Source organism: Streptoverticillium reticulum (assembly GCF_047456005.1).
GTDB classification, from domain to species: domain Bacteria; phylum Actinomycetota; class Actinomycetes; order Streptomycetales; family Streptomycetaceae; genus Streptomyces; species Streptomyces reticulum.
Map to the genome: position 1 here is coordinate 714,025 of NZ_CP179755.1, position 25,523 is coordinate 739,547.

At 72.0% G+C, this 25,523-nt stretch carries 20 protein-coding genes and 1 pseudogene; 6 read left to right on the top strand and 15 right to left on the bottom strand.

Annotated elements, in window-relative coordinates:
• The 10 genes from ACMATS_RS03195 to ACMATS_RS03240 form a co-directional block, all read right to left on the bottom strand.
• The gene (locus ACMATS_RS03195) at nt 1-324 is read right to left on the bottom strand and encodes a PAAR domain-containing protein (protein ID WP_390781626.1); all 324 of its coding nucleotides are present in this window, start codon (nt 322-324) and stop codon (nt 1-3) included.
• A 39-nt stretch (nt 325-363) separates the two neighbouring features.
• Nucleotides 364-2,103 carry a VgrG-related protein gene (locus ACMATS_RS03200; RefSeq protein ID WP_390781627.1) on the bottom strand — a complete coding sequence of 580 codons (1,740 nt, stop codon included), beginning with the start codon at nt 2,101-2,103 and terminating at the stop codon, nt 364-366.
• 53 nt (nt 2,104-2,156) lie between these two features.
• Nucleotides 2,157-2,876: a LysM peptidoglycan-binding domain-containing protein gene (locus tag ACMATS_RS03205; RefSeq protein ID WP_390781628.1), complete on the bottom strand. Its 720-nt coding sequence runs from the start codon at nt 2,874-2,876 to the stop codon at nt 2,157-2,159.
• Nucleotides 2,877-2,905: 29 nt separating this feature from the next.
• Complete coding sequence (locus ACMATS_RS03210) at nt 2,906-3,346, bottom strand: phage tail protein (RefSeq protein ID WP_390781680.1); 441 nt, start codon at nt 3,344-3,346, stop codon at nt 2,906-2,908.
• 4,239 nt (nt 3,347-7,585) lie between these two features.
• Nucleotides 7,586-7,744: a DUF6760 family protein gene (locus tag ACMATS_RS03215; protein WP_390781629.1), complete on the bottom strand. Its 159-nt coding sequence runs from the start codon at nt 7,742-7,744 to the stop codon at nt 7,586-7,588.
• Nucleotides 7,741-8,211, bottom strand: a complete 471-nt coding sequence (locus tag ACMATS_RS03220; protein ID WP_390781630.1) for a hypothetical protein — start codon at nt 8,209-8,211, stop codon at nt 7,741-7,743. The genes ACMATS_RS03215 and ACMATS_RS03220 overlap by 4 nt, the downstream gene beginning before the upstream one ends.
• An 11-nt stretch (nt 8,212-8,222) precedes the next feature.
• Nucleotides 8,223-8,681, bottom strand: a complete 459-nt coding sequence (locus tag ACMATS_RS03225) for a hypothetical protein (RefSeq protein WP_390781631.1) — start codon at nt 8,679-8,681, stop codon at nt 8,223-8,225.
• Between the two features lie 64 nt (nt 8,682-8,745).
• Nucleotides 8,746-10,419 carry a phage tail sheath family protein gene (locus ACMATS_RS03230; RefSeq protein ID WP_414166798.1) on the bottom strand — a complete coding sequence of 558 codons (1,674 nt, stop codon included), beginning with the start codon at nt 10,417-10,419 and terminating at the stop codon, nt 8,746-8,748.
• A 253-nt stretch (nt 10,420-10,672) separates the two neighbouring features.
• On the bottom strand, nt 10,673-11,122 hold the full coding sequence (locus ACMATS_RS03235; RefSeq protein ID WP_414166799.1) for a roadblock/LC7 domain-containing protein: 450 nt from the start codon (nt 11,120-11,122) through the stop codon (nt 10,673-10,675).
• Nucleotides 11,119-13,497 (bottom strand): nitrate- and nitrite sensing domain-containing protein, encoded by a 2,379-nt coding sequence (locus tag ACMATS_RS03240; protein WP_390781634.1) that lies wholly within the window; start codon nt 13,495-13,497, stop codon nt 11,119-11,121. The genes ACMATS_RS03235 and ACMATS_RS03240 overlap by 4 nt, the downstream gene beginning before the upstream one ends.
• Nucleotides 13,498-13,698: 201 nt before the next feature.
• On the opposite strand from ACMATS_RS03240, the gene ACMATS_RS03245 reads away from it, so the two are divergent.
• On the top strand, nt 13,699-14,265 hold the full coding sequence (locus ACMATS_RS03245; RefSeq protein ID WP_390781635.1) for a GNAT family N-acetyltransferase: 567 nt from the start codon (nt 13,699-13,701) through the stop codon (nt 14,263-14,265).
• A 160-nt stretch (nt 14,266-14,425) separates the two neighbouring features.
• Here the strand turns inward: ACMATS_RS03245 and ACMATS_RS03250 are convergent, their stop codons facing one another.
• Nucleotides 14,426-15,574, bottom strand: coding sequence for a glycosyltransferase (locus tag ACMATS_RS03250; RefSeq protein WP_391152232.1), 1,149 nt, complete (start codon nt 15,572-15,574; stop codon nt 14,426-14,428).
• A gap of 63 nt (nt 15,575-15,637) precedes the next feature.
• Between ACMATS_RS03250 and ACMATS_RS03255 the strand changes: the two are divergent.
• Nucleotides 15,638-15,911, top strand: a pseudogene (locus tag ACMATS_RS03255) (IS5/IS1182 family transposase); the annotation flags it as partial.
• 68 nt (nt 15,912-15,979) lie between these two features.
• Here the strand turns inward: ACMATS_RS03255 and ACMATS_RS03260 are convergent.
• Nucleotides 15,980-17,239 (bottom strand): hypothetical protein, encoded by a 1,260-nt coding sequence (locus ACMATS_RS03260; protein WP_414166800.1) that lies wholly within the window; start codon nt 17,237-17,239, stop codon nt 15,980-15,982.
• A 555-nt stretch (nt 17,240-17,794) separates the two neighbouring features.
• Between ACMATS_RS03260 and ACMATS_RS03265 the strand changes: the two genes are divergently transcribed.
• Nucleotides 17,795-19,084, top strand: a complete 1,290-nt coding sequence (locus tag ACMATS_RS03265) for a hypothetical protein (protein WP_414170647.1) — start codon at nt 17,795-17,797, stop codon at nt 19,082-19,084.
• A gap of 128 nt (nt 19,085-19,212) precedes the next feature.
• Here the strand turns inward: ACMATS_RS03265 and ACMATS_RS03270 are convergent, their stop codons facing one another.
• Genes ACMATS_RS03270 through ACMATS_RS03280 form a run of 3 tightly spaced genes read right to left on the bottom strand, consistent with a single transcriptional unit; the run spans nt 19,213 to nt 22,286 of the window.
• Nucleotides 19,213-20,775, bottom strand: a complete 1,563-nt coding sequence (locus tag ACMATS_RS03270) for an FAD-dependent monooxygenase (RefSeq protein WP_414166801.1) — start codon at nt 20,773-20,775, stop codon at nt 19,213-19,215.
• Between the two features lie 12 nt (nt 20,776-20,787).
• Nucleotides 20,788-21,564 (bottom strand): alpha/beta fold hydrolase, encoded by a 777-nt coding sequence (locus ACMATS_RS03275; RefSeq protein WP_390781639.1) that lies wholly within the window; start codon nt 21,562-21,564, stop codon nt 20,788-20,790.
• A gap of 59 nt (nt 21,565-21,623) precedes the next feature.
• Nucleotides 21,624-22,286 carry a response regulator gene (locus tag ACMATS_RS03280; RefSeq protein WP_390781640.1) on the bottom strand — a complete coding sequence of 221 codons (663 nt, stop codon included), beginning with the start codon at nt 22,284-22,286 and terminating at the stop codon, nt 21,624-21,626.
• A 436-nt stretch (nt 22,287-22,722) separates the two neighbouring features.
• On the opposite strand from ACMATS_RS03280, the gene ACMATS_RS03285 reads away from it, so the two are divergent.
• The 3 genes from ACMATS_RS03285 to ACMATS_RS03295 all read left to right on the top strand — a co-directional run bounded on the left by ACMATS_RS03285 (nt 22,723) and on the right by ACMATS_RS03295 (nt 25,479).
• On the top strand, nt 22,723-23,376 hold the full coding sequence (locus ACMATS_RS03285) for a LuxR C-terminal-related transcriptional regulator (protein WP_390781641.1): 654 nt from the start codon (nt 22,723-22,725) through the stop codon (nt 23,374-23,376).
• A 70-nt stretch (nt 23,377-23,446) separates the two neighbouring features.
• The gene (locus tag ACMATS_RS03290; RefSeq protein WP_414166802.1) at nt 23,447-24,754 is read left to right on the top strand and encodes a sensor histidine kinase; all 1,308 of its coding nucleotides are present in this window, start codon (nt 23,447-23,449) and stop codon (nt 24,752-24,754) included.
• 50 nt (nt 24,755-24,804) lie between these two features.
• A complete protein-coding gene (locus tag ACMATS_RS03295) occupies nt 24,805-25,479 on the top strand; it encodes a response regulator transcription factor (RefSeq protein WP_390781643.1) in 675 nt (224 codons plus the stop codon).
• Nucleotides 25,480-25,523: the final 44 nt, after the last annotated feature.

Here is a 25,523-nt window from a genome sequence, read left to right on the forward strand (position 1 = left end):
TCACCCGCCGATCACGACGGTTGCGCAGCCGCCCACGATCGCGGCGCCGCACGGCAGCTTGTCGCCCATGCGCAGCACGGGCCGGCCGCCGACGAACACGGGCCGGGGCATGGGGGTGGGGATGACCGGTGCGGGCGGCAGGGGCGTCGGTCCGTGCGGCACCGCGCACAGGGCGAGTCCGGGTGCCACGGCGACGGGCAGCCCGCCGACCAGGACGTTGGGCATGCCGGGCGGGGCGACGGCCCCGGTGCCGGCGGGCACCGGCACGGGGCCGGGGTTGGGGATGTGGGACATGGCGTCGCCGACACGGGCTGCGGGCGGCATGGGCACGGTCTCCTTGCGTGAAGAGGTGGTGGGGGACGGTCAGTTGAGCTTGATCATCGAGCCCTTGATGGTCGTGATGCCCTTGCCCTCGACGTTCACCGAGGTTCCGGAGAGGTCGACCTTGCCCCCCTTGAGTTCCAGGGCTCCGGTCCCGGCGTCCAGCGAAATGCCCTTGCTGCCCTTGACCTTGACGGCCCCCGAGCTCGTGATCTCGACGTCGCCGGTGCTGGAGACGGTGACGGTGCTCCTGGCCTGGTTCAGCTCCAGCCGCAGCTTGCCGTTGCCGGTGGCCATGAGCACGCCCTTCGGGCCGCCGTCGGCGTCGAGCAGCTCCAGCCGCTGGCCGGTGCGGGAGACGAACGAGCGGACGTTGGTGACGCCCTTGGTCCCGTCGTAGAAGGCGTCCACTGCGTGGCTGCCGGGGTGACGCTGCTTGCTGTAGAGGCCCCCGATGACGTACGGACGGTCCAGGCTGCCCTGTTCGAAGCCGACGAGGACCTCGTCGCCGACCTCGGGGGAGACGATCCCGCCGTCCTTGGTGCCGCCGGTCTGGACGGTGCGCGCCCAGTCGCTCTCGTAGTCGTCGGACAGCCAGGGGAAGGTGAGCTTGACGCGGCCCAGCTTCATCGGGTCCTTGATGTCCTTCACCAGCCCGCACACCAGCCCGGCCAGGCGCGGGGCGGCGGCCTCGGGGTCGCCGGGGCGCGTCTCCTCCCCCGCCGGACCGTCGCCCTCCCGGACGGTGACCTCGGTGAGGTAGCCGGTGTCGGGGTGGAACTCGTGGCGCACGGACGTGGCCGTGTAGCGGCCGTCGAAGCCGTCGCCGAGCCCGGTGAGCGTCACCGCCGAGCGGACCCGCAGCTCCGGCGCCCCGCCGACGACCGCGTGCAACCCGGTGAGGCCGGCGGCCACTTCCTGCGCCATGGCGGCGGCGACGTGCTCGGCCTCGTTCTGCCCGGTGCGCGGCAGCGAGGTGAGCAACAGCGGCTCGCCGCGCACCGCGTCGCCGCCCGGCCGCCACGGCACGTCACGGGAAGCGGTCCGCCCGGCCTTGCGCTCGGCGACCAGCGCCTTGCCCGCGTCCGGGTCCCAGCCGCGCACCTGCACACCGGTGACCTGGTGGCGCAGGGAGGCGGTGGACCGCACCTTCAGCAGGTTCTGCCCGTACTCCAGGACGAGCGGGCTCTGTTCCGCGCGCGTGCGCGGCGAGGGGGCCTCGGAGGCACTGGCGAGGGTGCGGAAGTGCAGGGCACCGGTGCGGACGAACACGTCGTGGCCGCTCTCGCGCGCGAGCCTGCGCAGGAAGTCCCAGTCGGACTCCCCTGCCTGCGCGAGGTGTTCGTACACGAGCGGCGTGCTGTCGATGCGCCCCCGCTTGAGCCCGGCCTTCTGTGCCAGTTTGGCGGCGATCTCGCTCGCCGCCATCTGCCGGTAGAAGGTGACGCGGCGGCCGCGGCGCAGCCGGTGCGAGAGGTCCTCGGCCCGCAGGACGGTGTACGTCCCCGACTCCCCCGCGACCACCTCGCATCCGGTGATCTCCCCGGTGAACAGCTCGCTGCTGCCGGTGCCCGTACGGGCCACGAGCTCCAGCGGCGAACCGAGCCGCAGCCCGGTCCGGCGCGGCAGTTCGCATCCCGGGTCCCGGAAGCCGAGCTCGCAGGATGCCGAGGAGTGCCGGGTCTCCTCGACGGACGCCCAGGCCACGGTCTGGGTCAGGGTTTCGGGCAGCGCTTTGCCGCCGATGCGGGCGAGCAGCCCGGCGGTGTGACGTCGCACCACGGCAACAGCCTTCTCTCTCGGTCGTGTTCGTACAGGCTCGGGGCGTCCGTGCCTCAGGCCGGTTCCCGGTCCCCGCCCCCGGCCGGCAGCACCAGGGAGCGGCCGGCGCGCAGGCGCAGCGGGTCGTCGATGCCGTTCCGCTCGGCGATCTCCCGCCATTCGGTGGGCGACTTGCGCAGCCTGCGGTGGACGACCGAGGGCAGCGTGTCCCCGGCGACGACCGTGTGCACGTGGCGGGAGTCCGGCGAACCGGACGTCGGGTTCTGCCGCTTGCGGGCCAGCCCGATCTCCTCCAGCGTCAGCGCGCACACCGCCCGCTCCGGACTGCCCTGCGGCGAGAACAGCGAGTAGACCGCCTCGACCTTGCGCAGACAGGACATGAAGGACACCGACGAGGACTTCCCCCACCGGAACCGCACCCAGGGCGGCGACGGCAGGTCCGCGTGGATGCTGTCCTCGGTGGGCGCGCACCACTTCAGGAGCCGGGACACCCGCTCGTCCACCGAGCCGTCCTTGCCCTCCCCGTCCAGCAGCACCCGGAGCGTCAGCACGCGCGGCTCCGACCCGGTGAACTCCGGCGTCGCGGCCGCGGCCGCGGAGCGCACGTGGTGCCGGGCCCAGGCGGCGCCCTTCACCAGGGTGAGTTCCGCCGGGTTGAACTGCAGGTTGACGGTCTCGCCGGACAGCTTGCGCGGCTCACCGCCGGAGCCGGTGGGTGGCGCGTAGCACTCCAGGGCGGCGCGTTCCATCTTGTCCGTGTTCTCACCCCGCATGGGTGGGCGTCCTTTCTCTCACTGGTCGTTCACCGGCTTCCGGGTTCGGAGAACCCGTGGTGCACGATCTCCAGCACTTCCATGCCGGCCATGGGACTGTTCACGTCGAAGGTCGGCCCGCTCCACGAGACGGGCACCACACCCATCAGCCCCCACCGGGCCAGCACGGTGCCGTCGCTCTTGAGCGCGGCGATCTCGCCGGTCACCCGGCGCCGGTCGGTCACGGCGGCGTGCATCCAGCTCAACGCCTTCCCGGCGTCGGGCCCGACGGGCCGGGACAGCACGAGCGGGGGGTAGGTGAGCCGCTTGGGCAGGTACCAGGTGAACCCGTTGCTGCCGCCCTCGGCGTACTCCTCCACCTCGACCGCACAGCCGAGTCCTTCACAGGTGGTGAAGCAGCCGAGGTCCTGGCGGTCGATGGTCAGCCGGAAGCGGTGGCTGACCAGGAGGTCGGTCTTGGCGGGTGGCATGGTCGTCAAACCCCTGAATTCTGTGCTGATGTCGGTGCGGCGGTGCCCTGCCGGGGGAGGCAGGGGGCCGGGATGCCCCAGCGCTCGGTGACGGCGGGCCCGGCGCCCGGTGCCGGGGCCTGGGCGGCGGGTACGCGGACGTTTCCCGTCGCGTACGACTCCGGGGCAACCGCACTGTTGGGGAGGGCCGGGCCCGTGAGCGGCACGATGCGTGCGCGGGTGGGCCTGACGGTGCGAACTCCTCGGTGCAGGAGGGCGGATGGCGGCTGTGGCTCTGATATCTGTTCGGGTACGGGGGCGGGGACGGGCCGACCGGTGACGGGGGTGGTGGACGCACCCGTGACGGACGTGGTGTCCCGGCCGACCGTGGGCACGGCGAGCGCTTCGGCCCCGGGCACGGCGGATCGCGCAGCCGTAGGCCGAACGAGCCGGCCGGTGACGGGCACGGCGAGGCGCTCGACGGATCCGCTGACTCCCGGACTCCGCAAGGGAGGTCGGTGCGGTGCAGACGCCCGCTCCGACACGGCGGGCCGGGCAGTCGCCGGAGCGGCGGCCGGGCCTGCAGAAGCGCCGGTGACGGGCCTGACGTCCTGGCCGGCCGCCGGAGCAGCGGGCCATTCGGTCCCGGTTGCCATGGACCGCGCGGCCGTAGGCCGAACAAGCCGGTCCGCGACGGGCACGGCGAGACGCTCATCGGAACCGCCAACTCCCGGGTTCCACAAGGGAAGTCGGTATGACACAGACACCCGCTCCGACACGGCGGGCCAGTCACCCGCCGGAGCACCGGCCGGCCCTGCAGAAGAACCGGTGACGGGCCTGACGTCCTGGCCGGCCGCCGGAGCAGCGGACCATTCGGTCCCGGTTGCCATGGACCGCGCGGCCGTAGGCCGAACAAGCCGGTCCGCGACGGGCACGGCGAGACGCTCATCGGAACCGCCAACTCCCGGGTTCCACAAGGGAAGTCGGTATGACACAGACACCCGCTCCGACACGGCGGGCCAGTCACCCGCCGGAGCACCGGCCGGCCCTGCAGAAGGACCGGTGACGGGCCTGACGTCCTGGCCGGCCGCCGGAGCAGCGGACCATTCGGTCCCGGTTGCCATGGACCGCGCGGCCGTAGGCCGAACAAGCCGGTCCGCGACGGGCACGGCGACCGGCTCAACCGGACTTGAGGAAGGGCCGAGAGGCCTGTCGGTCACGGGCACGGTGAACGGACCGGTGACGGAGCTGGTGTCCTGACGAGGCGCGGGACTGGCGGGCTGTCCGGCTTCGGCCACCGTGGACCGCGCAGCCGCAGGCCGAGCAAGCTGGCCGGCAATGGGCACGGCGAGCGGCTCAACCGGACCGATGCTCCCCGGACCCCGTAGAGCAGGCAAGTGCGGCACGGATGCCCACTCCTGCGCTGCGGGCCGGTCCGGCCCTGTGGAAGGACCGGCAAGCAGGTCGGTCACGGGCACAGTAAACGGACCAGTGACAGAGCCGGCCTCCCGGCCGGCCGCGGTACCAGCGGGCCATCTGGCCTCGGTCACCGTGGACCGCGCAGCCGCAGGACGAGCAAGCCGGCCGGCAATGGGTACGGCGAGCGGCTCAACCAGACCGAGAACTCCCGTACCCCGCACGGCCGGTGAGTGCGGCACCGATATCCACTCCGACACGGCAGGTCGGTCGACCGCCGGACCGGCGGCCGTCTCGCCAAGCCGGTCGGTCGTGAGCGCAGTGAGCGCGCCGGTGGCGGACCGGGGGCCCGCCGCGGGTCCAGACCCCGCGGACCGTGCAGCCATGGGCCGAACAAGCCGGTCGGCAACGGGCGCCAGGACTTTCGGATGCCGGAGCGCAAGCGAATGCGGCACAGGCGCCCGCCTCGGCACAGCGGGCCGGTTGGCAACGGGCGCGGCGAGCAGTTCAACGTGCCCGATAACTCCCGCACCCTGCACGGCCGGTGGGTGTGCCTGATTCAGTACGGCGACCGGTCTTGCGGAATTTCCGGCCGGCATACTGGCCAGGGACTGCAGCGGTGTCGTGGCCACGCGCGGCTCGGGGCCGAAGCCGTTGGCAGGCCCCCGAGTACCACGGCGCGGGAGGTGCACCGGACCCCGCCATGCGGCTCCGGCCGGCTCCCGGACCCGGACGTCGTGGCCGCCCGTGCTTGCGGTGGGTGCGGCGAGCGCAGCCCCGTACCCCGCCGCACCGCCCGCAGCTCCTTCCGGAGCGGGCGCTTGGGCTCGTCCTGACGTGCCGGTCCCGCCGAACGGCGTTGCGTCGCGGACAGGGACACGGGACCGTACGGGCACGGCGCGGAAGAGCTGCTGCGGGCGGTGCAGGGCACCCGGACCCGGCGCACCGGCCTGGTCAAGGCCAGGAACGACGAATCGGAGCGGCGCGGCGCCGGCCACATGTGACCGGGCAGTGTTCGTCGGCGTGGCGCCAGGCGCCATTGCTTCCCCGACGGTGAGCGCCGACCGTCGCGCCTCCGCTCTGCTCAAAGGTTGAGCGGCCCGCGTCGGCATGCCCTGACCTTGGGTCGACCGGGCGGCAAGGGACGGAACGGGGCGGCGGGACGATATCGACAGCCCTTCCCCGCCGCGGCTGTTGCCGCGCCGGACGAGGGGAACCGGAGGAGCCGTAAACGTCTGGACGCGTTCCCCGTCACCGCCGTCGTCACGTGCATCGAGCATGCGGTTGCCCGGCGACGGGCGCGACTGTCGCGCATCCGGATTCCACGGGCTCGCCGTACCTGCATCAGGCTCGGCCGGACCAGCAGACGTCACGCCCGCGTCCGGCGTCGTCGGCCCGCTGCCGGTTGCGCCGCTGCGCGTCACCTCGCGGCCCGACGCGGCCTGTTCTCCGAGGCTGTCACGCCTCACAGAGACGTGACCATCAGGCCGCCGAACGGCATGCGCCGGCAGCATCTCCTCATCGAGCGTGCGCGAACCGTTCGCCGATACTGCATCACTCACCTCGGGCCGCGGCACCAAAGTTCCGCTGTCCGAGGGACATTCGGCCACGCTGTGCAGTCGTGCCTGCTGCGCGTCAGACACGCTCTCACGGCGACCGGTGCGCTCTGCCGAACCCGGTGAAGCCGTGCGCCCCGTGCCGGCACGGGGCGCGCTCGATTCGGGCGCCGGTACGACACCGGACTCCGAAGCCGCTCGGACACTGCGATCGGCGCGAGCGCCATCGTCCGACTGCGCCAGGTCCGACAGCGATGCATCGTGCGCAGGCACATCGGCGATCCGCCCCACCGTTCCCGCATTCCCGGGCTGCGAGACCTGCGGCCGCCCGCCGGCCATGCCACCGTCGCGTGCCGTGCGACGGTGTTCCGAGGCCTGTGCCTCAGCGCGCCTGCCGGTGTCCGTCTGCGCACCCCGCGGAGGCGCCGCAGGCGACACCGTGCGAGCACCGGACTGCACGGTGTGCGTCTCGGCACTGCTACGCCGGCGCTGATCCCGATCATCGCCTGCCGCAGGTGGGTTGCAGTCCCCACGGCCGTCCTGGCCACGCAGCGTGGCCTCGCGCGCCACCGGCTCGGGGGCAACGGCCCCGGTCGACCACACGGCACCGGCACGTTCCGCACTGGTGGAATCCGGCTCTCGGGGGACGCCACTCGCACCGACCCGCCGAGCGGATCGCGAGCGAGGCTCAGACGCCGCCCGGTCGTCGCCGAGCGAAGAGCCAACTGCCGACGGGCCGGAAGCCGACCGCTTCTGCCGATGCGTGCGCACCCGCTCGGGCCTGGCATCGCCTTCCGTCGCGGACCGCCCCACGGCCGCCCTCGCCGGCCGGTCACCCTCGGCCCCACGGGCTTCGGGGGTCTGCCGGGCAGCCGCACCCGTCCCGCCCTCGGCACGCCGCCGCGACGAGCGCCGTGCCCGCCGCACCACCGTCCGCGACGTACGGCCCAGTGCGCGCCGCCACCAGGCGGCACCCGTCTGCTCCGAGACCGGGTGCGCATCCGGAGCCGAAACACCGACGGCCCCGGGCGGCCACGCCTCCTCCTCGGACACGGCCCACACCAGGCGGGCCTTCTCGCGGTACCGCCCGGACCCCACCGGATACCGCCCTTCCGGCGCCCGGAACACCAGCGGCGGCACCGGGGAGACCTGGGTGGCCAGTCCGGAGGACAGCCGGTGGTCGCGCCATGTCGCCAGCAGGCGGCGCGTGCGCTCCTCCTCCGTGACCGTGCGCAGCCGTCCGCCGAGCGCGAGCGGTACGACGGGCGCGGGGTGCTGCTGCACGGTGCTACTCCTTGCCTGTCAGTTGGTTGATGGTGCCGATCTCCGCGACGTAGCGGCGGCGTTCGCCGTGGTCCAGGTCGAGGATGTCGTTGAGGGGCCAGTGGAAGTGGTAGGCGATGTACGCGACTTCGGCATAGAGGTCGTCGGCCGCGTACACCGTCATTCCCCCAGGCGGCTCCCCATGTCGACCGGGAACTCGTGGTGGCACTGCGGACACGCCGTCCGCGCGATCGCGGTGCCGTCGGTGTTGATCTGCTCGTAGAACCGCTGCAGGAACGCCAGGTCGGCGGCGAACAGGTCCTCGATCATGCTGGCGTGAATATCCGTCAGCGTTCCCAGCCGGGTGACGACCCGGGCGAGCAGGACGACCGACAGGTACGGCGGGTTGTCCTGGACGCGCTGGTCCCGCAGCGGGAACAGCTCGTCACGGGCAGTCGCCAGGCGCATCACGCCGTCGCGGTGCACCCGGCCCTCGTCGTCCACGTAGCCACGCGGGAGCGTGAACGGGAACTCCGTGGGCAGGGTGGGAAGGGGGCGGGACGGGTCGGTCCGTCCCGCGCCCTCCTCGCGCGTGCGGTCGGCAGCCCCGGCCGGGGCCGGGTCGGGGGTCCTGGCGGGCCCCTCCGTCACACGCCCGCGCCTCACTTCTTCTCTTCCACCCGGGTGAAGTGGATCTCAAGGGTGAGCGTGGTCATGTTGTTCTGACCGGCGCTCATGCCGCTCTTGCTGCGCGAGCCCAGCACCGCGTTGATGAGGTTGGTGCGGCCGACGACCTTGCCGTCCTGGCCCTGTCGTTCGAGGGTGACGTTGCGGTAGCGGCCGGGCTGGCCCGTCCGGCACTCCTCCCACCACTTGTCCACCTCGGAGATGTTCTTGTCGTTGGCCACGATCACGACCTGGACGCTGCCGGGCTGCTGGTCGGTGGTGACCAGCACCCAGTCCGACTTCCCGTCGCCCGTCTGGACCTGGGTCTTCTCGACGGACAGGCTCTCGGTGATCTCACCGATGCTGATCAGGTGGCCGATCTGGGACTTGTCGAGCTGGAAGCCGAAGGTCTGCCCGACTCCGCCGACGATCTCGGCCGGGGTACCGCCACTCATGGCTGACTGTTCCTCTCAGTTGGAAACGGATGGACTGGATGGACTGGACGGGGAGCAGGCCCTGTTACTCGGCCGAGGCTCCGCCCAGGGACTGCTGCGAGAGCCGGAAGACCACGAACTCGGCCGGCTTCACGGGAGCCACGCCGATCTCGACGATGACCTGTCCGGAGTCGATGACGTCCGGCGTGTTGAGCTCCGCGTCGCACTTGACGTAGTAGCCCTCCTGCGGGCTGGCGCCGTAGAGCGCGCCCTGGCGCCACATGCCGTCCAGGAAGGCGCCGACGTTGCGGCGGATCGTGGCCCACAGCCGCTCGTCGTTGGGCTCGAAGACCACCCACTGGGTGCCCTGGTAGATCGACTCCTCCAGGTAGTTGAAGAGCCGCCGGACGTTGAGGTAGCGCCACGCGGGGTCGCTGGAGAGCGTGCGGGCGCCCCAGATGCGGATGCCGCGGCCGGGGAAGCTGCGGATGCAGTTGATGCCGGCCGGGTTGAGCAACTCCTGCTCGCCCTTGGTGACCTGGAGCGGCAGGTCGAGGGCTCCGCGCACCACCTCGTTGGCGGGAGCCTTGTGCACACCGCGCTCGGAGTCGTTGCGGCCGTAGATGCCGGCGACGTGGCCGGAGGGCGGCATCATGATGCTCTTGCCGGTGGCCGGGTCGGCGACCTTGACCCACGGGTAGTACAGGGCCGCGTACTTGGAGTCGAAGCCCGCCTCGTTCTGCCGCCAGTCGTGGACCTCGGCCGGCAGCATCTCCGGCAGCGGGTCGATGATGGCCATGCGGTTGGCCATGTTCTCGCAGTGGTTGATCATCGCCAGCTGGATGGCCTTGACCTGCTCGCGGTCCAGGGCACCCTGCTGGTAGGCGGCCATGAGGTCGGGAGCGGCGAGCATGGTCACCTCCTCGATGGCCTCCAGGCCCGACAGGCCGGAACGCTTGGCGACATCGCCGACGTAGCGGCCCACGGCCGACACCTCGGCGCCCGTGGCGGCCGGGGCCGCCCCGGCCGCCGGGGCGGCGGCGAGCGTGAGTTCCTGCTTCTCGGGGAGGGCGAGGGCGGCGTCCTTGGCGGCGGTGCCCTCCAGGATCGAGATGAACTGCGAGCGCTCCCGGACCGCGGTGACCACGTACTGGTCCGAGGCCCGGTCGGCGGAGACGTCGAACGACTCGACCTGCTTGCCACCGGACTTGACGACGAGCTGGAAGAGATCCGGGCCCGTGGTGCCGGCGCCGTCCTGGGCGCCGCCCGTCGGCGGCTCGGCGTCCTTGCCTGCGGCCTTGTCGCCCGCCGCCGGTGCCCGGCGCGCCTTCGGCGGCTGGGCGGCGGGGCGCTGCTGCACCTCGACGGTGACGTCCTTGTCGGCCGCCGACGGCAGCGCCGCGACCCGGAAGCCGCCGAGGACGTGGGACCGTGCCGCCCCCGGCACGGTCTGGGCACCGGCCGCGCTCGCGGCCACGGCCTCCGGGCCGTTCGGCCGGCCGCCGACGCGGACGACGTAGCACGAGCCGCCGCCGTTGGCGAAGTAGCCGTAGACCGAGTGCGCGAGATAGGAGCCCTCGACGAAGTCGCCGAAGGTGGTGGTGAACTGATTCCAGTTCGAGACCCGTACGGGTTCGTCGACCGGGCCCTGCTCGGCGAATCCCACGAAGGCCGCGACCGCGGTGCCGACGCCCTCGATGGGACGCGAACCGCCGTCCGTCTCCTCCATGTAGACACCCGGGGACAGATATGTGGGCACCCGTGACTCCCTGCCTGAAGTGGTTGGTTCGTGAAACGCGATCTGAGATCACGTTAGCTCTCGGAATTACCCGTCGGGCCTGTTGGAGATACCCTTGTCAACCTTTGGCCGACAGGGGTCGACCCGTTGTCATCACACGGCGCATCCGACGAATCCCGCACACAGAGAATTCGCCCGGCGGCGGGCAACACGGCCCGCCGCCGGGCGAATTCACGCTTACGCGGTTCTTACGCCGCGAACATTCTCGTTCCTTTCAGTCCATGAGCATCCGGCGAAGTCCCGCCCGCACCTCCGGCGTGAGGACCGCGCCGACGCGGTCCACCAGCCGGGCCGCCTCGTAGGCCACGAGCCCGATGTCGCAGCCCGCGCCGGTCAGCACGGTGAGCGCCGATCCGTCCGAGATCGTCATCGTGCACAGGAAGCCACCGTCCATGTCCACGACCGTCTGGTTGACCCATCCCGTCCCGCACACCTCGGCCGCTCCGCGGGTGAGCGAGACCAGCCCGCACGCCACGGCGGCCAGCCGTTCGGCCGCCTCACCGCTCAGCCCGTTGCCGGCGGCGGCGAGCACCAGTCCGTCCGCGGACACGGCGACGGTGTGCCGCACGCCCGGTGTCGCCCGGACGAAGTCCCGGATCAGCCAGGCCACATCGCCGGCCGTGGTCCGCGGGTCCGCTTCGTGGACCGTCCCGTTCGTCGTCATGCGCCCGTGCCCTTCTCGTACATCGACTCGTGAATCGGGGATTCGCCAGGCCGCCGCGGCACACCGGCGGCGCCGCCCTCGTCCCGGGCCCGGCGCACGCCGCCGTGGAACCCGGCCATGCGGCCGCGCAGTTCGTCGGGCGAGAAGCCGGTGCGGGAAGGCCTTTCGGCACCCGCCCCCTTCCTCCCTGCGGTGTCCGTGCCGCCCAGCGACGCGCGCGGCACGCGGCGCGGCAGCCCGGCGCCGGTCGGCCGTTCGCCGGGCCCGTGCGCGGCGACGGGGCCGCCGGGGCGGGGAGGGGGCATGGGTCCGGGCGGGACGGGGCCGGCCGGGACAGGGGGTGGGGCCATGGGGGTCTCCTGCGTGCGATGCCCGACGGTGGCGTACGGCTCGTGGTGCGGTGCGCGGACGACGAGCAGGGCCGGCGGCAGTTCCACCGCCACCGTGCAGCCGACGCCCTTGCAGGACAACACGACGTCGATACCGTGCCGTTCGGCGAGCCGGCTGACCACGTACAGGCCCATCTGGCGCGTGGTGGCCACGTCCACCAGGGGCGGGTCGCTCAGGCGGGTGTTGAGCTCCGCGGCCTTGGCGGCGGGCATGCCGACGCCCCGGTCGCGGATCTTGACGACGATGCCGCCCGCCGGGCTCGCCCCGGTGGTCACGTGGACCGGTTCCGCGGGCCCGGAGTACTGGGTGGCGTTCTCCAGCAGCTCGGCGAGCAGGTGGCTGACGTCGTGCACGGCGGGCCCGGAGACGTGCACGTCCGGCAGGTCCCCGATGCGTACGCGCGTGAACTGCTCGACCTCGGCCGCCGCGGCCCGGACGACGTCCAGCAGCGGTGCGGGGACGGCGTGCACCCGGCCGGGGCGTTCGCCGGCCAGGACCAGCAGGTTCTCGCAGTGGCGGCGGATGCGGGTGGCGAGGTGGTCGACCCGGAAGAGGCCTTCCAGCTTCGCCGGGTGGGCCTCGTTCCGCTCGAGTTCGGAGATCATTTCGAGCTGCCGGTAGACCAGGATCTGGCTGCGGCGCCCCATCGAGGCCAGCATCGCGTTGACGCTCTTGCGCAGCATCGCCTGGTCGGCGGCCTGGCGCACGGCCTCGTGGATGACGGCGTCGAAGGCCCGGGAGACGTCCCCGACCTCGTCGCGGGTGCCGACGTCGACGGGTTCCGTGGTCAGGTCCACCTGGCCCGGCGCCCCTTGGGAGACGGAGGCGACCAGGGCGGGCAGCTGGTGCTCGGCGGCCTGCAGGGCTGCGCGGCGCAGCCGTCGCAGCCGGCTGACGAGCGAGTGCGCGGCGGCCGCCGCCACCAGCAGGGACAGGCCCAGGGCGACGGCGACGAACGCACTGTCCATCGCGGCGTCCCTCCTGGCCTGCGCCTTCGCCGCCGTGATGGAGCCGAGCATCCTGTCGGCAACCTCGGACTCCACCGTGCGCAGGCCCTCCAGGGCCTGAGTGGCCGTCCGGTGCCACTGCTGCGCCTGCAGCGTCGGTGCGGCGCCCTTGGCGTCGCGCTGGGCGGCGGCCGCGGCGGCGCGGGCCAGCTTGCCGGTCTCCGTGAGGTGCTGGGTGATGCGCTGGTAGGCCGCCGCGTCCTGGGGGACGGCTGCGGAACGGAACTGGCGCAGGGCGATGTCCTGGAAGCCCTGCGAGACCAGCAGTGCGGCGGCGACGTCGGGGGTGACGCGTCCGTGGGCAATGGCGGCGTTCAGCAGGGCGCGTTCGCTGGACAGGGACAGTTTGCCGACGGACAGCGCGTACAGGGCCCAGCCTTCGGTGGATGCCGTGTCGCCTCCGTGGTTGGCCTCCGTGCCCAGGCTCAGGAGCGGGAGGACGAGGTCGGAGTAGGCGGTCTGGCTCGCCACCGTGTCCGTGGCGTCGGTGAAGGCCTTGTTGCGGACGTCGGTCAGCGTGTGCAGCGCGGACTCGGCGTCGGCCACGCGCTGTTCGACGCGTGTGTCCGCGTCGGTGGCCTGTACCCGGGAGCGGAAGGCGGCCAGGGCTCGGTCGGTCGCGGCGCGGTGTTCGCGTACGGCGTCGCCGGTCTTGCCGGGGGTGAGCGCGGCGATGTCGCGTTCGTTCTCCAGGGCGTGGGCGAGCGTGGTGGCCGCGACGACGAGGCGGACGGTGGCCTCGGTCCGGGTCAACTGCTCCGCCTGGTCGAGGGAGTGGGTCACCCGGGGTACCGCGAGGCTGATGCAGAGGGCTGCGGGGAGGACGAGGACGAGTGTCATCCGGGTCCTCAGACGCCAGTGGCGCGGGCGGGAGAGGAGCCGCAGGTGTCCGTCGCCGCGGTGGGCCCGGCTCCGGGGCGGGCGGGTGCCGTCCTCGCCCGGGGCCGGTCGCGAGGTGTTGCTCAGGGGAATGTTCATGATGATCGGCGCCCACGCTAGGGAGCGGCGTCTTGGGAGTCTTGCGACAAAGGTCGCGTTCCATGTCACCAAAAGAGGACATTTTCCAAACCGATCGTCCGCTTCGTCTCAGTGCCTGTATCAGACACTTTGCGCATCGTGGGATGGTCGGCGGCGACCTGACCGAGCAGCCGGGTGCCGGCGACGGCGTACGATTCGTGGGTGAATCTGAAGATCGTCCGCCGCAGCAACCCTCGCGTCCTCCTGCGGGAGCACACCCGGACCGACCTCGACACCCTCACCCGGATCTGGTGCGACCCCACGGTCACGCGACACCTGGCGACGGAGACCCTGTCCCCCTCGGAAGCCGGGGAGAAGCTCGACGACATCCTCGCGGACGTCTCGCGCCGGCCGCGGATCCGGCACCAACTCGCCGTCGTACGGCGCTCCGACGACGCCGTGATAGGCACATGCGGTCTCGACGCCGAGGACACGGCCGGCTACGTGCACAGCTGCGCGCTGATCCCGGACACCCGGCATCAGGGTCTGGCCGTGGACGCCCTCGAGCTCCTCGTCGGCATCGCGTTCGACGAACTCGGGCTGCACCGCGTGTGGTGCGGGACGAACGGCGACAACACCGCGCCCCAGCGCGTACTGCTCGGCGCCGGTTTCCGACGCACCGGGAGGGTCGAGGACCACTACTTCAAGCAGGGACGCTGGTGGGACGTCGAGGAGTTCACCCTCACGGCACACGAGTGGCGGACCCGGACGGACGCCCGCCCGGCCTGAATACGTGTCGGCGGTCCGTGACGCACGTCGGGCAGTCCGTCCGCGACGTCACTCTCGAGGCCTTCACCGCACTGCTGGGCTGGGTGACGTGCCATGAGTTGTCGAGGTGCCACACCCCACGCCGCGCCCACGCGAGCCGGGAAGCGGGTACCGGCCGCTATCACACGTTCCTGTTCCTGGGCCGGACTGCTCGGGGTAGGGCCGGCCTCGCGGTCGGCCCGGCGTGAACGGCCAGCATGCGGGCGACCGTTCGCGACCACGGGAACTGCTCGGCCCGGGCCCGGGCGGCTGCCCGCCGCAGACCTTCGGGGCGGTCGAGCACGGCGAGGACGGCGTCCGCCGTCTCCGGTGCGGACAGCGGCGCGGCGAATCCGGCGTCCGGGGCGAGGAGTTCGGCCGCACCTCCCCGGTCCGCCGTGACCACCGGGGTGCCGCAGGCCAGGGCCTCCAGGACCGACAGGCCGAAGGCCTCCACCGGGCACGGTGCCAGCGCGACGTCGGCCCGTGCCGTCATGGCCGCCACTGCCCGGCGGCCGGCGACATGGCCGTGGAAGCGCACCGGCAGCCCGGCCGCCCGCCGCTCCAGCCCGGCCCGCTCGGGTCCCTCACCCAGCACGTCCAGCCGCGCGGCGATGCCGCGTCGGCGCAGCACCCGCAGCGTCTCGACGGGCAGCTGGGGATACTTCTCTTTCCACAGCCGCCCCACGTACACCAGCCGTATCTCATGGCCGCCGCGTCCGGCGGCCGGGCCCGCCGCCGAGGGCGAGAACGTCTCCAAGTCCACGCCCAGCGGCACCTGGTGCAGCACGGGCGCCGCGATCCGGGCGAACTCCGCGCAGGAGAAGGCCGATGCGGCGACCACGGCGTCGAACGCCGTGAGCAGCCGGCGGTTGTACGCGTCCGCCGTGCGCCGCAGCGGCACCCATCGCGGCAGTTTGGGCGAGAGGATCGCGTCCAACCGTTCGTGGGAGAACAGCACGGCACGGACGCCGCGTGCGCGCGCCCAGGTCCCAGCGTGGACGAGACTGGACTTGTCCGACACCTCCACCGAGTCCGGAGCCAGCCGCTCCAGCAGTCGGCGCAGCACGCCCGGCGCGATCAGAAGCCGGTAGCCCCTGCCCACGGGCACACCCGGCAGCGTCATCCGCAGGCCGTGCGCGGCACTGCGCACGCACCCGTACCGGCCGCCCGGCACGATCAGCACCCGCTCGTGCCCCGCACGGACGTAGCCCTCGCCGAGCGCGTTCACCGCGGTGCGCAGGCCGCTGGAGGAGGGCCCGTAGAAATTGGCGACCTGCACGATCCTCATCGGGTTCCCTCCAGGGGCCGCCGCAACCGCACCACCTCGCACAGGGGCAAGGGCGCGCCTCTGCGGCGAGCGCGGCGTCGACGGACTCCGGAGCGTACTGCCGCAGGCCGGGCCGGTCGAGGTCGGCGGGCTCAGAGGCGGCGAACCGGAAGCGCCGGATGAGCCCTGCCGGCTTACCGGCTTCGAGAAGGCCCGCTACGTTCGCAGGAACGAAGTGGAGCGGCTGATCGGGAAGTTGAAAATCAAGCGGGCGGTTGCCACGACCTTCGATAAGCGGGCCCATGACTTCTACGGCACTGTGACCGTTGCGGCCATACGCCTGTGGCTTCGTGCATGACCCGCCAGAGGGAACCTGGTTGGCCCCGGGCCTCCCTCCCCGGGCCCCCGGAGAGGGAGGCCTGCCGCCTAGGGGGTGATGACCACCTGGTACGCCTCGCCGTCGAGGACGCGCTCGGACTGAACCTTACGGCCCACTTCCCCTCCCGCGCCCGTGTTCTCCCCCTTGGGGACATGAGCCCTGACGCAGGGCGCGACGCCGGAGTTGCGTACGACATCAACGCGCCATGCGCCGCCGCCTATGGCGCGGGGGATGATCTCCGCGCACAGGTCTCCGAGCGTGCCGCCCTGTGTAGTCCTGGCGAAGGGGAACTCGTCACAGGAGTCGTCCACGACGGTGAGGTCCGGCTGGAAGGGCTTGGGGGGAGCCTCGCAGCTGTAGTAACGCCTGCTGCGCTCCCGCTTGTCGTCGGCGTCACGCGTGAGCGGCCTTTTCGCGGTGCCCATGGCATTGTTGCCGCTCAGGTTGTTCTGCGCCCATTCGTAGGCCACTGCGGCGGCCCCGAACCGGGACTTGCTGAGGGTCACCCTGGCCAGGTTGTCGGTGGCGATGCAGCCGGGGCCGTTGCCGACCTGCCCGTCACAGGCCACCGCGGGACCCGCCCACTGCCCGTAGCTGATGATGGGGTAGAGCGCGTCGGCGCTCTCCGTCTGGCTCTGGTAGGCGATCTGGCTGCGCGAGCGCTCGCCGCCGCCCCGGGTCGTGGTCTCGTAGGACAGGTGCCCGGTCTCGTCCGTCTGGTTCGCGCTCAGCGTGATGCCCCCGCCGCCCCAGGCGGGCGGCCCTCCGCCCGTGCACACGGTGCACGACGACGACAGAGAGAGCTTCACACTCTTGACGTTGGTGAACTCGTAGGAGTACACGGTGATGCTCTCGTCCCACCTCACCTTGTTGTATTCCACCGCGGACCGGGCGGTGACCAGAAGTGGGGCGGTGCCGATCACATTGTCCTGGCCGTCCATGAGCGCGTACACGATGCCGTGTCGCACGCAGTAGGCGTGGCGGTTGGAGACGACATCCTGGCGTTTGTCGGAGGTGCACAGCGCCTCCGGGCTGGCATCCGGGTCGTCCCCGGGGTCGACGCCGTCCCGGGGAGTAGCGGCGGCCCCGGGGGCAGCGGCGGTGCGGGCGCGGATACGGGCGAGATCCCCGGCGGTGACGGGCCGCTCCTTGACGCAGGCCCATGTCGCGCCCTGGCGTGCGAGCTTGGAGCCGGGGATGGTAGCCGTGCAGGTGCCGTGGCCCTCGGGAGCCGCCGATAGTGGTGCGGCGGCGGCCGGCGAGGCGCCCAGGGCGAGAAGGGCTGCGGTGAGGGCGAGAGCAGTCATCGCAGCCGGCAGTCGTCTGACACGTTTCAATGGTGGTCCCCCCTTTTTTTTCGGTGGCATATACGTGTTCCGTGCCTGGACCACATGCGCTCGGGGTTTGCCTGCCCCCGATCGTTCATAGGGCCGTTCACTCCGGCGCGCAAACATTCAAGGCACCACGGCCGTCGAAGGCCCCCGGTTTCAGAATGTGCAAGTTGGCCGAATAACGCGGTGGCTTGATGGCGGCTGGTCGCGCCGACGCATGATGAAAGACCGGTCCGGCGGTCGCCGGCCGTCGAGGTGACGGCAGCGGAATCACGACGGAAACAGCCCATCTGTACGACGGTGATGGCGAATCGTAGCTCCGCAGATGAAATTCTGATGAGCCCCGGGCAGGTCAAGACCGCTCAACAGCCCATGAAGGGGCATGGGTTTCGCTTCGGACCGGCTGATTCCGTCATCGTCACTGCGTGGCTGCCGACGCTAAATTCGCCTCGATCGACCACCGCTCCCCACCACATGACTGGCAGGGTTCCGGCCTGGGGCGTCATGGCGCCCGGCCAGGGAAAGGGCATGATGAGCCACTTAAGATCTCCCGGCCACTGGGCCAGAGGGCTGGCAGCCCTCGCCGTAACCGCTACGTCGACGTTCGCCGCCCTCACCGCCGTGGCCGGCCCCGCCGCCGCGGCAGGGCATCCGAACCCCGCCACAGCCGCCGGCCAGCCGAAGCCCGGCGACGCCTGTACCTCCGCCGACCTCGGCACACGCCACCCGTTCATCAAGACCACCGAAGTGTCCCCGACGATCACCCACTTCAAGGGCTGGTACGTCACCGAGGGCTCAACCGGCTACCAGAACGTCACCACCAGCACCCAGACCACCATCTCGGTCTCCGTCGGCCTCAACGGCAACGTCCAGGGCAGCTTCGCCGTCCAGACCCTCGGCACCGTCGGCGCCAGCCTGGGCCTGAACGTACAGGTCAACTACTCCACCACCAGCAGCGAGTCGACCTCGGTCACGTGGAACTTCCAACGGCCCGGTTACTACGGCGTCTACAAGGGCACCAAGAAGGTCACCGGCACCTACGGAAGCCTCAACTGCAACCGAGTCCAACAGGGCGACGGCAGCTGGGCGTTGAAGTGGACCGAGGGGCCCGGCAGCGGCAGCTTCACCACCTACACCACCCTCGAAGAAGGCGCGGTGCGCTGCCAGGACAAGGTGCCCGCCAACAGCATCATGGCCAAGGCACAAGGCCTCCTCGACTGCGGCTCGGCCGCCGCGAAGGCCGAGCACCCGGCGGGCGCGGTGGCCCCGACAGCGAAGCAGACACAGGACCGCCTCGTGCAGCGCCCGGCTCCCACCAGCGGCACGTCCGCCGCACAGCCCAAGGCCACCGGGCGAAGCGCGCGGGCCGCGCTCAACTGCGAGTCCGGCGTCTACAGGATCGACGTCCCCGGCAAGATCCTGAACTGGAGCGCACCGCTCCTGGCCAACGACGGCATCCGTCTGCGCGAATCCACATTCTTCAGCGCCCACCTGGACAACTGGCGCCTGTGCAACGTGACGGAGAACAACGGAGTCCTCGAGGCGTCCCTGTGGAACTGGGGCAACGGCGGATGCGCGACCATCCCGGCGGACATCGCCAACCAGGAGCAGGCGTACCTGACGACGGCCAACTGCGGGGAGGACGACCTCCAGCGGTTCTACATCTACCGCGACGTACCCGGCAGCTCGAAGGTCGGGCTGCAGAACAAGTACACCGGCTCCATGATGGGCCACGACCGGTACGCGGACGGAGAGTTGATCCGCCAGTACTCCAGCGGCCGGCAGGACGGTACGGGTACGTACACCCTGACCGGAGTCTGACGGCCCACACCTCGTGAGCGGCCCCGCACGTGAACCCCGACCTCCCGGTTCCGTGCGGGGCCCTCCGCGCCCCCCACTCCGATCCCGGCCTTGGGGACCAGCGGATCGCGCGGGCGCACCTCAACGCCTCAGGAGGACGACCAGCAGGTGACCGCGGCGAGGACGTCGTGGAGGGCGGAGCCGCTCACCGGGCGGTCGTGCAGGCGGGCGGCGACGTGGCCGTCGGGCCGGATCAGCAGTGCCCCGTGGGGGGCGGGGTCGCACAACTCGTCCGGGAGGGCCTCGATGCGCAGCGGCCAGGGGCCGGCGGCCTGTTGCGCCCAGTGGGCGGGATCCGGGGTGAGCAGGGTGAACCATTCGCCGACGGTGTCGAGCGTGGAGCGGTCGCGCGCGAGCCACACGTGCGGCATGCGACGGCCGGGGTCGGCAGTGGGGACGTAGTCCGTACCCGCATCGGACGGTACGGGCCCCGGAGCGCTGTCGTCGCCGAGGACGGCGCCGGATCGGTAGGTGACCCCGAGCACGAGGCCGAGTTGGGCGAAGTACCGCTCGGACCACGGCAGTTCGATCCGGGCCGACGCCGCTTCACCGGCGCGGAGCTGCTCGCGGCGCCGGTTCTGCACCTGAAGCATGAGCTGGGTGTTCGCCACCGCCTGACGGAGCGTCCGATCGGCGACGGGGTGCCGTTCCGTCTCGTACGTGTCCAACAGGCCCGGTCCGGCCCACCCGTGGAGCACGCCCGCCAGTTTCCAGCACAGGTTGTGCACGTCGCAGACGCCGGCGTTCATGCCCAGGCCGCCGACGATGGGTACCGCGTGCGCGGCGTCGCCGGCCAGCAGGATCCGGCCGTGGCAGAAGCGCTCGGCGACGAACGCGTTCATCACCCAGTGCTGAACCCGCAGCACGTCGACCCGGACGTCGACGCCGGGGCCGAGGGCGCGCGAGACGAGGTCGCGCCAGTCGGCGTGCGCAGGGTCGTCGGGGGTGGGGACGAACCAGGCCCAGCCTCCTTCGGGGTAGAGCGGGGCGAACAGTCCCTGCGCGGTGAAGTAGACGCCGGCGGGCTGCCCGGCGCACCAGCGGGTGAGGTCGGCGTCGAACACGACGGTGGTGAAGTCCCCCATCGCCCCCGGGCCGGCGGTGCCGATGCCCAGCCACTGCCGGACGGTGGAGTTCGCGCCGTCGGCGGCGAGTACGTAGCGGGCCCGCACCCGGGTCTCCTCACCGCGTCGGCGGTCGACGAGTACGGCCGTGACGCCGTCGCCTTCTTCGGTCAGGCCGACGAGCTCGGCCCCGAACCGCACGGGTGCGTCCGTCGCCGCGAGCAGGACGGGCTCCAGCCGGTCCTGCGAGGTGGCCACGCCGAGCGCGGGGCTCTCGGGAACCGGCGCGTTGATGCCGACCATCGCCGCCGTGGCGAAGTCGTGGCCGTCCAGGGTGTCGCGGAAGCGGATGCGCCCGTACTCCGGCGCGAACGCACCGGCTGTGATCCGGGCGGCGAGCCCGAGGTGGCGGAAGATCTCCATCGAGCGCACGTTGACCAGCCGGGACCGGGGAAAGGGCGACAGCTCCCGGCGCTTCTCGACCAGCAGGGTCCGTACGCCCCAGCGCTCCAGCAGCGCCCGGGCGGTGAGCCCGACCGGACCGCCGCCGACGATCAGTACCGATACCTCGGTGTGTGGGACGGACATGGCGGCGGCCCCTCAGGCGTGTGTGTGCAGGAACTGCCGCACCAGACGGTTCCATTCCTGCGGCCGCTCCCAGTAGGCGCTGTGCCCGGCGTGCTGCACGACCTCGAACCGGGCGCCCGGGATGTGGTCGGCGATCGTCCTCATGACCGGAGGCGGGGCGTAGGCGTCCTCGTCACCGGCGATCACCAGCGCCGGAACCGCCATGCGTGCGAGGCGGGCGAGGGTCAGGGGCTCGCGCACGGGCTGCCAGGAGCCGCCCTCCTCCCAGTCGCTGCCCTGTGTCATGTCCAGGAAGCGGATCACGCCCTCGGGGTGTGCCGCCCGGTAGGTTGCGCCCAGCTCCTTCTCCTCGGTCGGCAGGCCGAGGAGGCCCGGAGCGATGTGTCGCGCGCGGAACCGGGCGAACTCGGGGTCCGTGAGTCCGCCGTAGCTGGTGGACACGACGAGCGCCTTCAGCGACGAGGGGTTGTCGAGGGCGTACTCGAGGGCGCAGACGGCTCCGCGTGCCGTGCCCGCCAAGGAGAACTGCGGCAGTTCGAGCCGTTTCACCAGGGCTTCGAGGTCGGCGGTCATGGACCCGGCGGCCTGCAGCCCGGGGGCGGAGCGGGTCCTGCCGAAACCGCGCATGTCGTAGGTGATGACCCGGTGGCCGCCGGCCTCGAACAGCGGGCGCTGTTCGGCCCAGCAGGTACTGTTTCCGGCGGCGGCGTGCAGGAGCACCAGGGGCGGTCCGTCGCCTCCGGTGTCCTCGGTCCAGAGCTGCGCTTCGCCGATGTCGATGTACGGCACCCGACGATCGTACGCCGACCGGGGCGGCGGACCCGGGAGGCATCCGGCAGCCCGTCGCCCTACCGCCCGCTCTCCGTCAGCCCGGCCTCGTACGCGAGGATCGCCGCCTGCGTACGGTTGTCCAGGCCGAGTTTGGCGAGCATCCGGGAGACGTAGGTTTTCACGCTCGCCTGCGACAGGTACAGCTTGCGCGCGATCTGAGCATTCGTCAGTCCCAGGCCGACGAGTTCCAGCACGCGCCGTTCGCTGCCGCTGAGTTGGGACAGCCGCTGTTCCACTCCCTCGCCGCCCGCCCGCTCGGTGGTGGAGGCGCGGCGCACCAGGCTGTCGAGGACCTCCGGGGAGACGACCCGGCCGCCGGCCAGGACGGTGCGCAGCGCGGAGGCGAGCCGCCGGGGGCACAGGTCCTTGAGCAGGAATCCGGAGGCCCCGGCCTCCAGGGCGTCGAGGACGCGGTCGTCGACGTCGAAGTTGGTGAGCATCAGCACCTTGGGCGGCTGCGTGAAGCGCATCAGCTGTTCGGTGGCGGCGATCCCGTCCACGCGCGGCATGCGGACGTCCATGAGGACGATGTCGGGGCGGTGGGCGCGGGCCTTGGCGAGGGCGTCCGCGCCGTCCTCCGCCTCCGCCACCACGTCGAACTCCGGCGTGGAGTCCAGCAGCAGGCACATGCTCGACCGGATCAGCGCCTGGTCGTCGACCACCAACACGGACGCGGTCACGCGCGCTCCCTCACTGTTCTCGGTGCAGACCGTTCCGACCCTGTCATGCACGGGGAGAGCACCAGAAGGGACCTAAGTCCCTGTCCGCCCCTGTCGAAAGTCCCGCCCTGCGAGGGGCGGAACAACTCCGATCAGCCTTCAATTACTTACCGGTAATCCCGTAACTGACGTTGTTTTATGCGGGCGTCCAGCGGGCGTCCGGCAGGCGTCCACCAGGAGAAACGCTTTGCTTTTCGATCGATTTCGTGGGCTAGAGTGTGAAATCCGATGCCGCACCGGTTCTCCGCTCCGCCGGGGCGTGCGTGCACCGACAGTCTTCCGAGACGCCGAAAGCAGCTCCATGGTCCCCTGTGTCACCCCCCGCCACAGCTCGCAGACCGTCCCCGCCTCGGAGGTCCGGCCGGCCCCGCCCAGGGAACGGCCGCCCACCGTCCGCGTGTTGATATCTGACGAGGCGTCATACGTGCGCCGCGGCCTGCGATCGGTGCTTCAGGCATGCGCTGACATCGATGTCGTGGCCGAGACGGCCGACTGCCGGGAGGCCGTTGCGGCAGCCCGCGCCCTCGCACCGGACGTCGTCCTGACGGACATTCCCGCGCCGCCCCCGGAGTGCGGGCTCCCCGAGCTGCAACGGCTCCCCCGGCCGCCCGCGGTCGTCGTCCTGACGACGGGCGCCCGCCTCGACTCCGTGGACGAGGCCCTGGCCGCCGGAGCCGTCGGATTCCTGCTCAAGGACGCGCCGCCACGGGAGTTGGTCGCGGCCGTCCGCAAGGTCGCCCAGGGCCACGGCGTGCTCGCGCCCGAGGTCACGCGCCGCGTGATCGACACCGCACTCAGGTGTCCGCCCGGCGTCACCCCCGACCAGCGCCGCCGGCTCGGCCGGCTGACCCGGCGCGAGCACGAGGTGCTCGCGCTGCTCGGCGCCGGACTGCCCAACTCCCGTATCGGCGAAGCCCTCGGCATGTGCGAGGGCACCACCAAGGGGCACGTCAGCCGCCTCATGGCCAAGCTCCACGCCGAGAACCGCGTCCAGGCCGCGCTCCTCGCGCAGCGGGCCGGCATCGCGGCCGACACCCCGGGCCGCGAGTGACGGTCCGGGGTGGTCTCCGCGGCCGTGGACCACAGGTGCGGACCGACGTCCGGTGCACAGGGGCAGACACATGAACGCAGAACATTCCCTCCGTCCGGACGGCCTCGCCGGCAGCCGGACGCGCCCGGCCCGGCCCCCGGTCCCGGCTCCCCCACGCCCGGGACGCCTCGCGTCCCTGGCCGCGGCCGTGCGCTCCGCGTGGCGGCGCCCGCTGCTCCCGGCCGCCTCCGACGGCCCGCTCCGGGACCTGCTCTGCGACACCGGCATCGCGCTCCTCGTCGCCGTCGCGTCGTGCCTGCAGATCCACTCCCTGAGCGCCACCGGCCTGGTGCACGGCTACTGCCTCTCCTCGGCGATCGCCGTCACCGCCGCGGCCACGCTGGTGCTGCGCCGCCGTACGCCCGAGTTCTGCCTGCTCGCCGGGCTGGCCGCCAGCTTCGCCTCCGACGAGCGGACCCCGCTGTTCGCCGCCTCGTACGCCGTCGCGCACTACGGGGGACGGTCACGGTTCGGGCTCGTGGCCGTCGTGGCCGTGATCTACCTCGTCACCCGGCACTCCATCGGCATGGCCGACACCAGCACCGCGCAGCTGTACTACGGGGTCGTCGTCGAGATCGCCTTCCCGGCCGTCTTCGGCGGGCTCGTCCGGCACCAGCGCTCGGTGCGCAAACTGCTCAAGGAACGGCTGGAGCGGTCGGGGAGCGCCGTCGAGAGCGCCACGCGGTTCGCGCTGCTGGAGGAGCGCACCCGGCTCGCCTTCGACATCCACGACCACATCGGCCACCAGGCCACCTTCCTGGCGCTGCGGGCGGGCGCGCTCGAACGGGTGCCGGGCCTGCCCGGCGAGGCCCGGCAGGGGGCGGTCGCCGTGCGGGAGGCGGCGCACCGGGTGATGGCCGACCTGCGGCAGATGCTGGAGGTGCTGCGGGACGGCGACGGGCGCCGGGCTGCGCTGACCGGCCCCACCAGCTGCGCGGAGTTCCTGGGCGGGCTGGTGCGCAACATGTCCGCCGTGGGCATGGCCGCCGAGTACCGGCTGCACGGCACCGCCCGGCCGCTGCCCGCGGAGACCGAGCGGCTGCTGTACCGGATCTGCCGGGAGACCTTCACCAACGCGGCCAAGTACGCGCCCGGCGCGGCGGTTTCGGCCGAGCTCTCCTTCGAGGACGAGCAGGTCGTGCTGGAGGTGCGCAACGGGCCACCGTCCGGGGCCGTTGCGCTGCGCAGCTCGGGCCGGATGGGCCTGACGGGGCTGCGGCTGCGGACCGCGGAGGCAGGCGGCCTGCTGAGCGCGGAGCCGCTGCGCGACGGGGGCTTCCGGGTGCGGGCGGAGCTGCCCGTCCCGGCGGAGCCGCCCGCACCTGCGCCCGCGCCGTGACCACGCCCTGCACGACCATGACCCGTGAGAACCGAGACCGAAGGGGACTCATGTCCATCCGCGTAGTGATCGTGGACGACCAGGCCATCATCCGCATGGGCCTGACCATGCTGGTGGACTCCTCGGACGACTTCGAGGTGGTCGCCGAGGCGGGCGACGGGGCCGAGGCGCTGAGCCAGGTGGCGGTGCACCGGCCGGACGTGGTCCTGATGGACCTGAACATGCCCCGCGTCGACGGCGTCGAGGCCACGCGCCGGCTGATGCGGCTGCCCGAGCCGCCGATGGTGCTGGTGCTGAGCGTGTTCGACACGGACGAGCGGGTGCTCGAAGCGCTGGAGGCCGGGGCGTGCGGCTTCCTGCTGAAGGACCTGCGGCCGGAGGAGCTGTTCGCGGCGCTGCACACGGTCGCCTCGGGGTGCCGGGTGGTGGCGCCGGAGGTGCTGACGAGCCTGGTGCGCCGGGCCGCCGACCACACGCCGATCCGGGTGAACGGGGCCGGGGAGAAGCTGTCCCTGCTGAGCCAGGGCGAGCGCCGGGTGCTGGCCCTGGTGGGTGCGGGGATGACGAACGCCGAGATAGCCCGGACCCTGCACCTGTCGGGGGCGAGCGTGAAGACGTACGTCTCCCGTACCCTGGCCAAGCTCGGACTGGACAACCGCACCCAAGCGGCCATCATCGCCTACGAGATGGGCCTCGCCCAGGGAACGCAGTCCCCGACTGGTTGAATTCTTCCCCTTTCCGTTCACCTTTTGCCCGACATACCCGACCG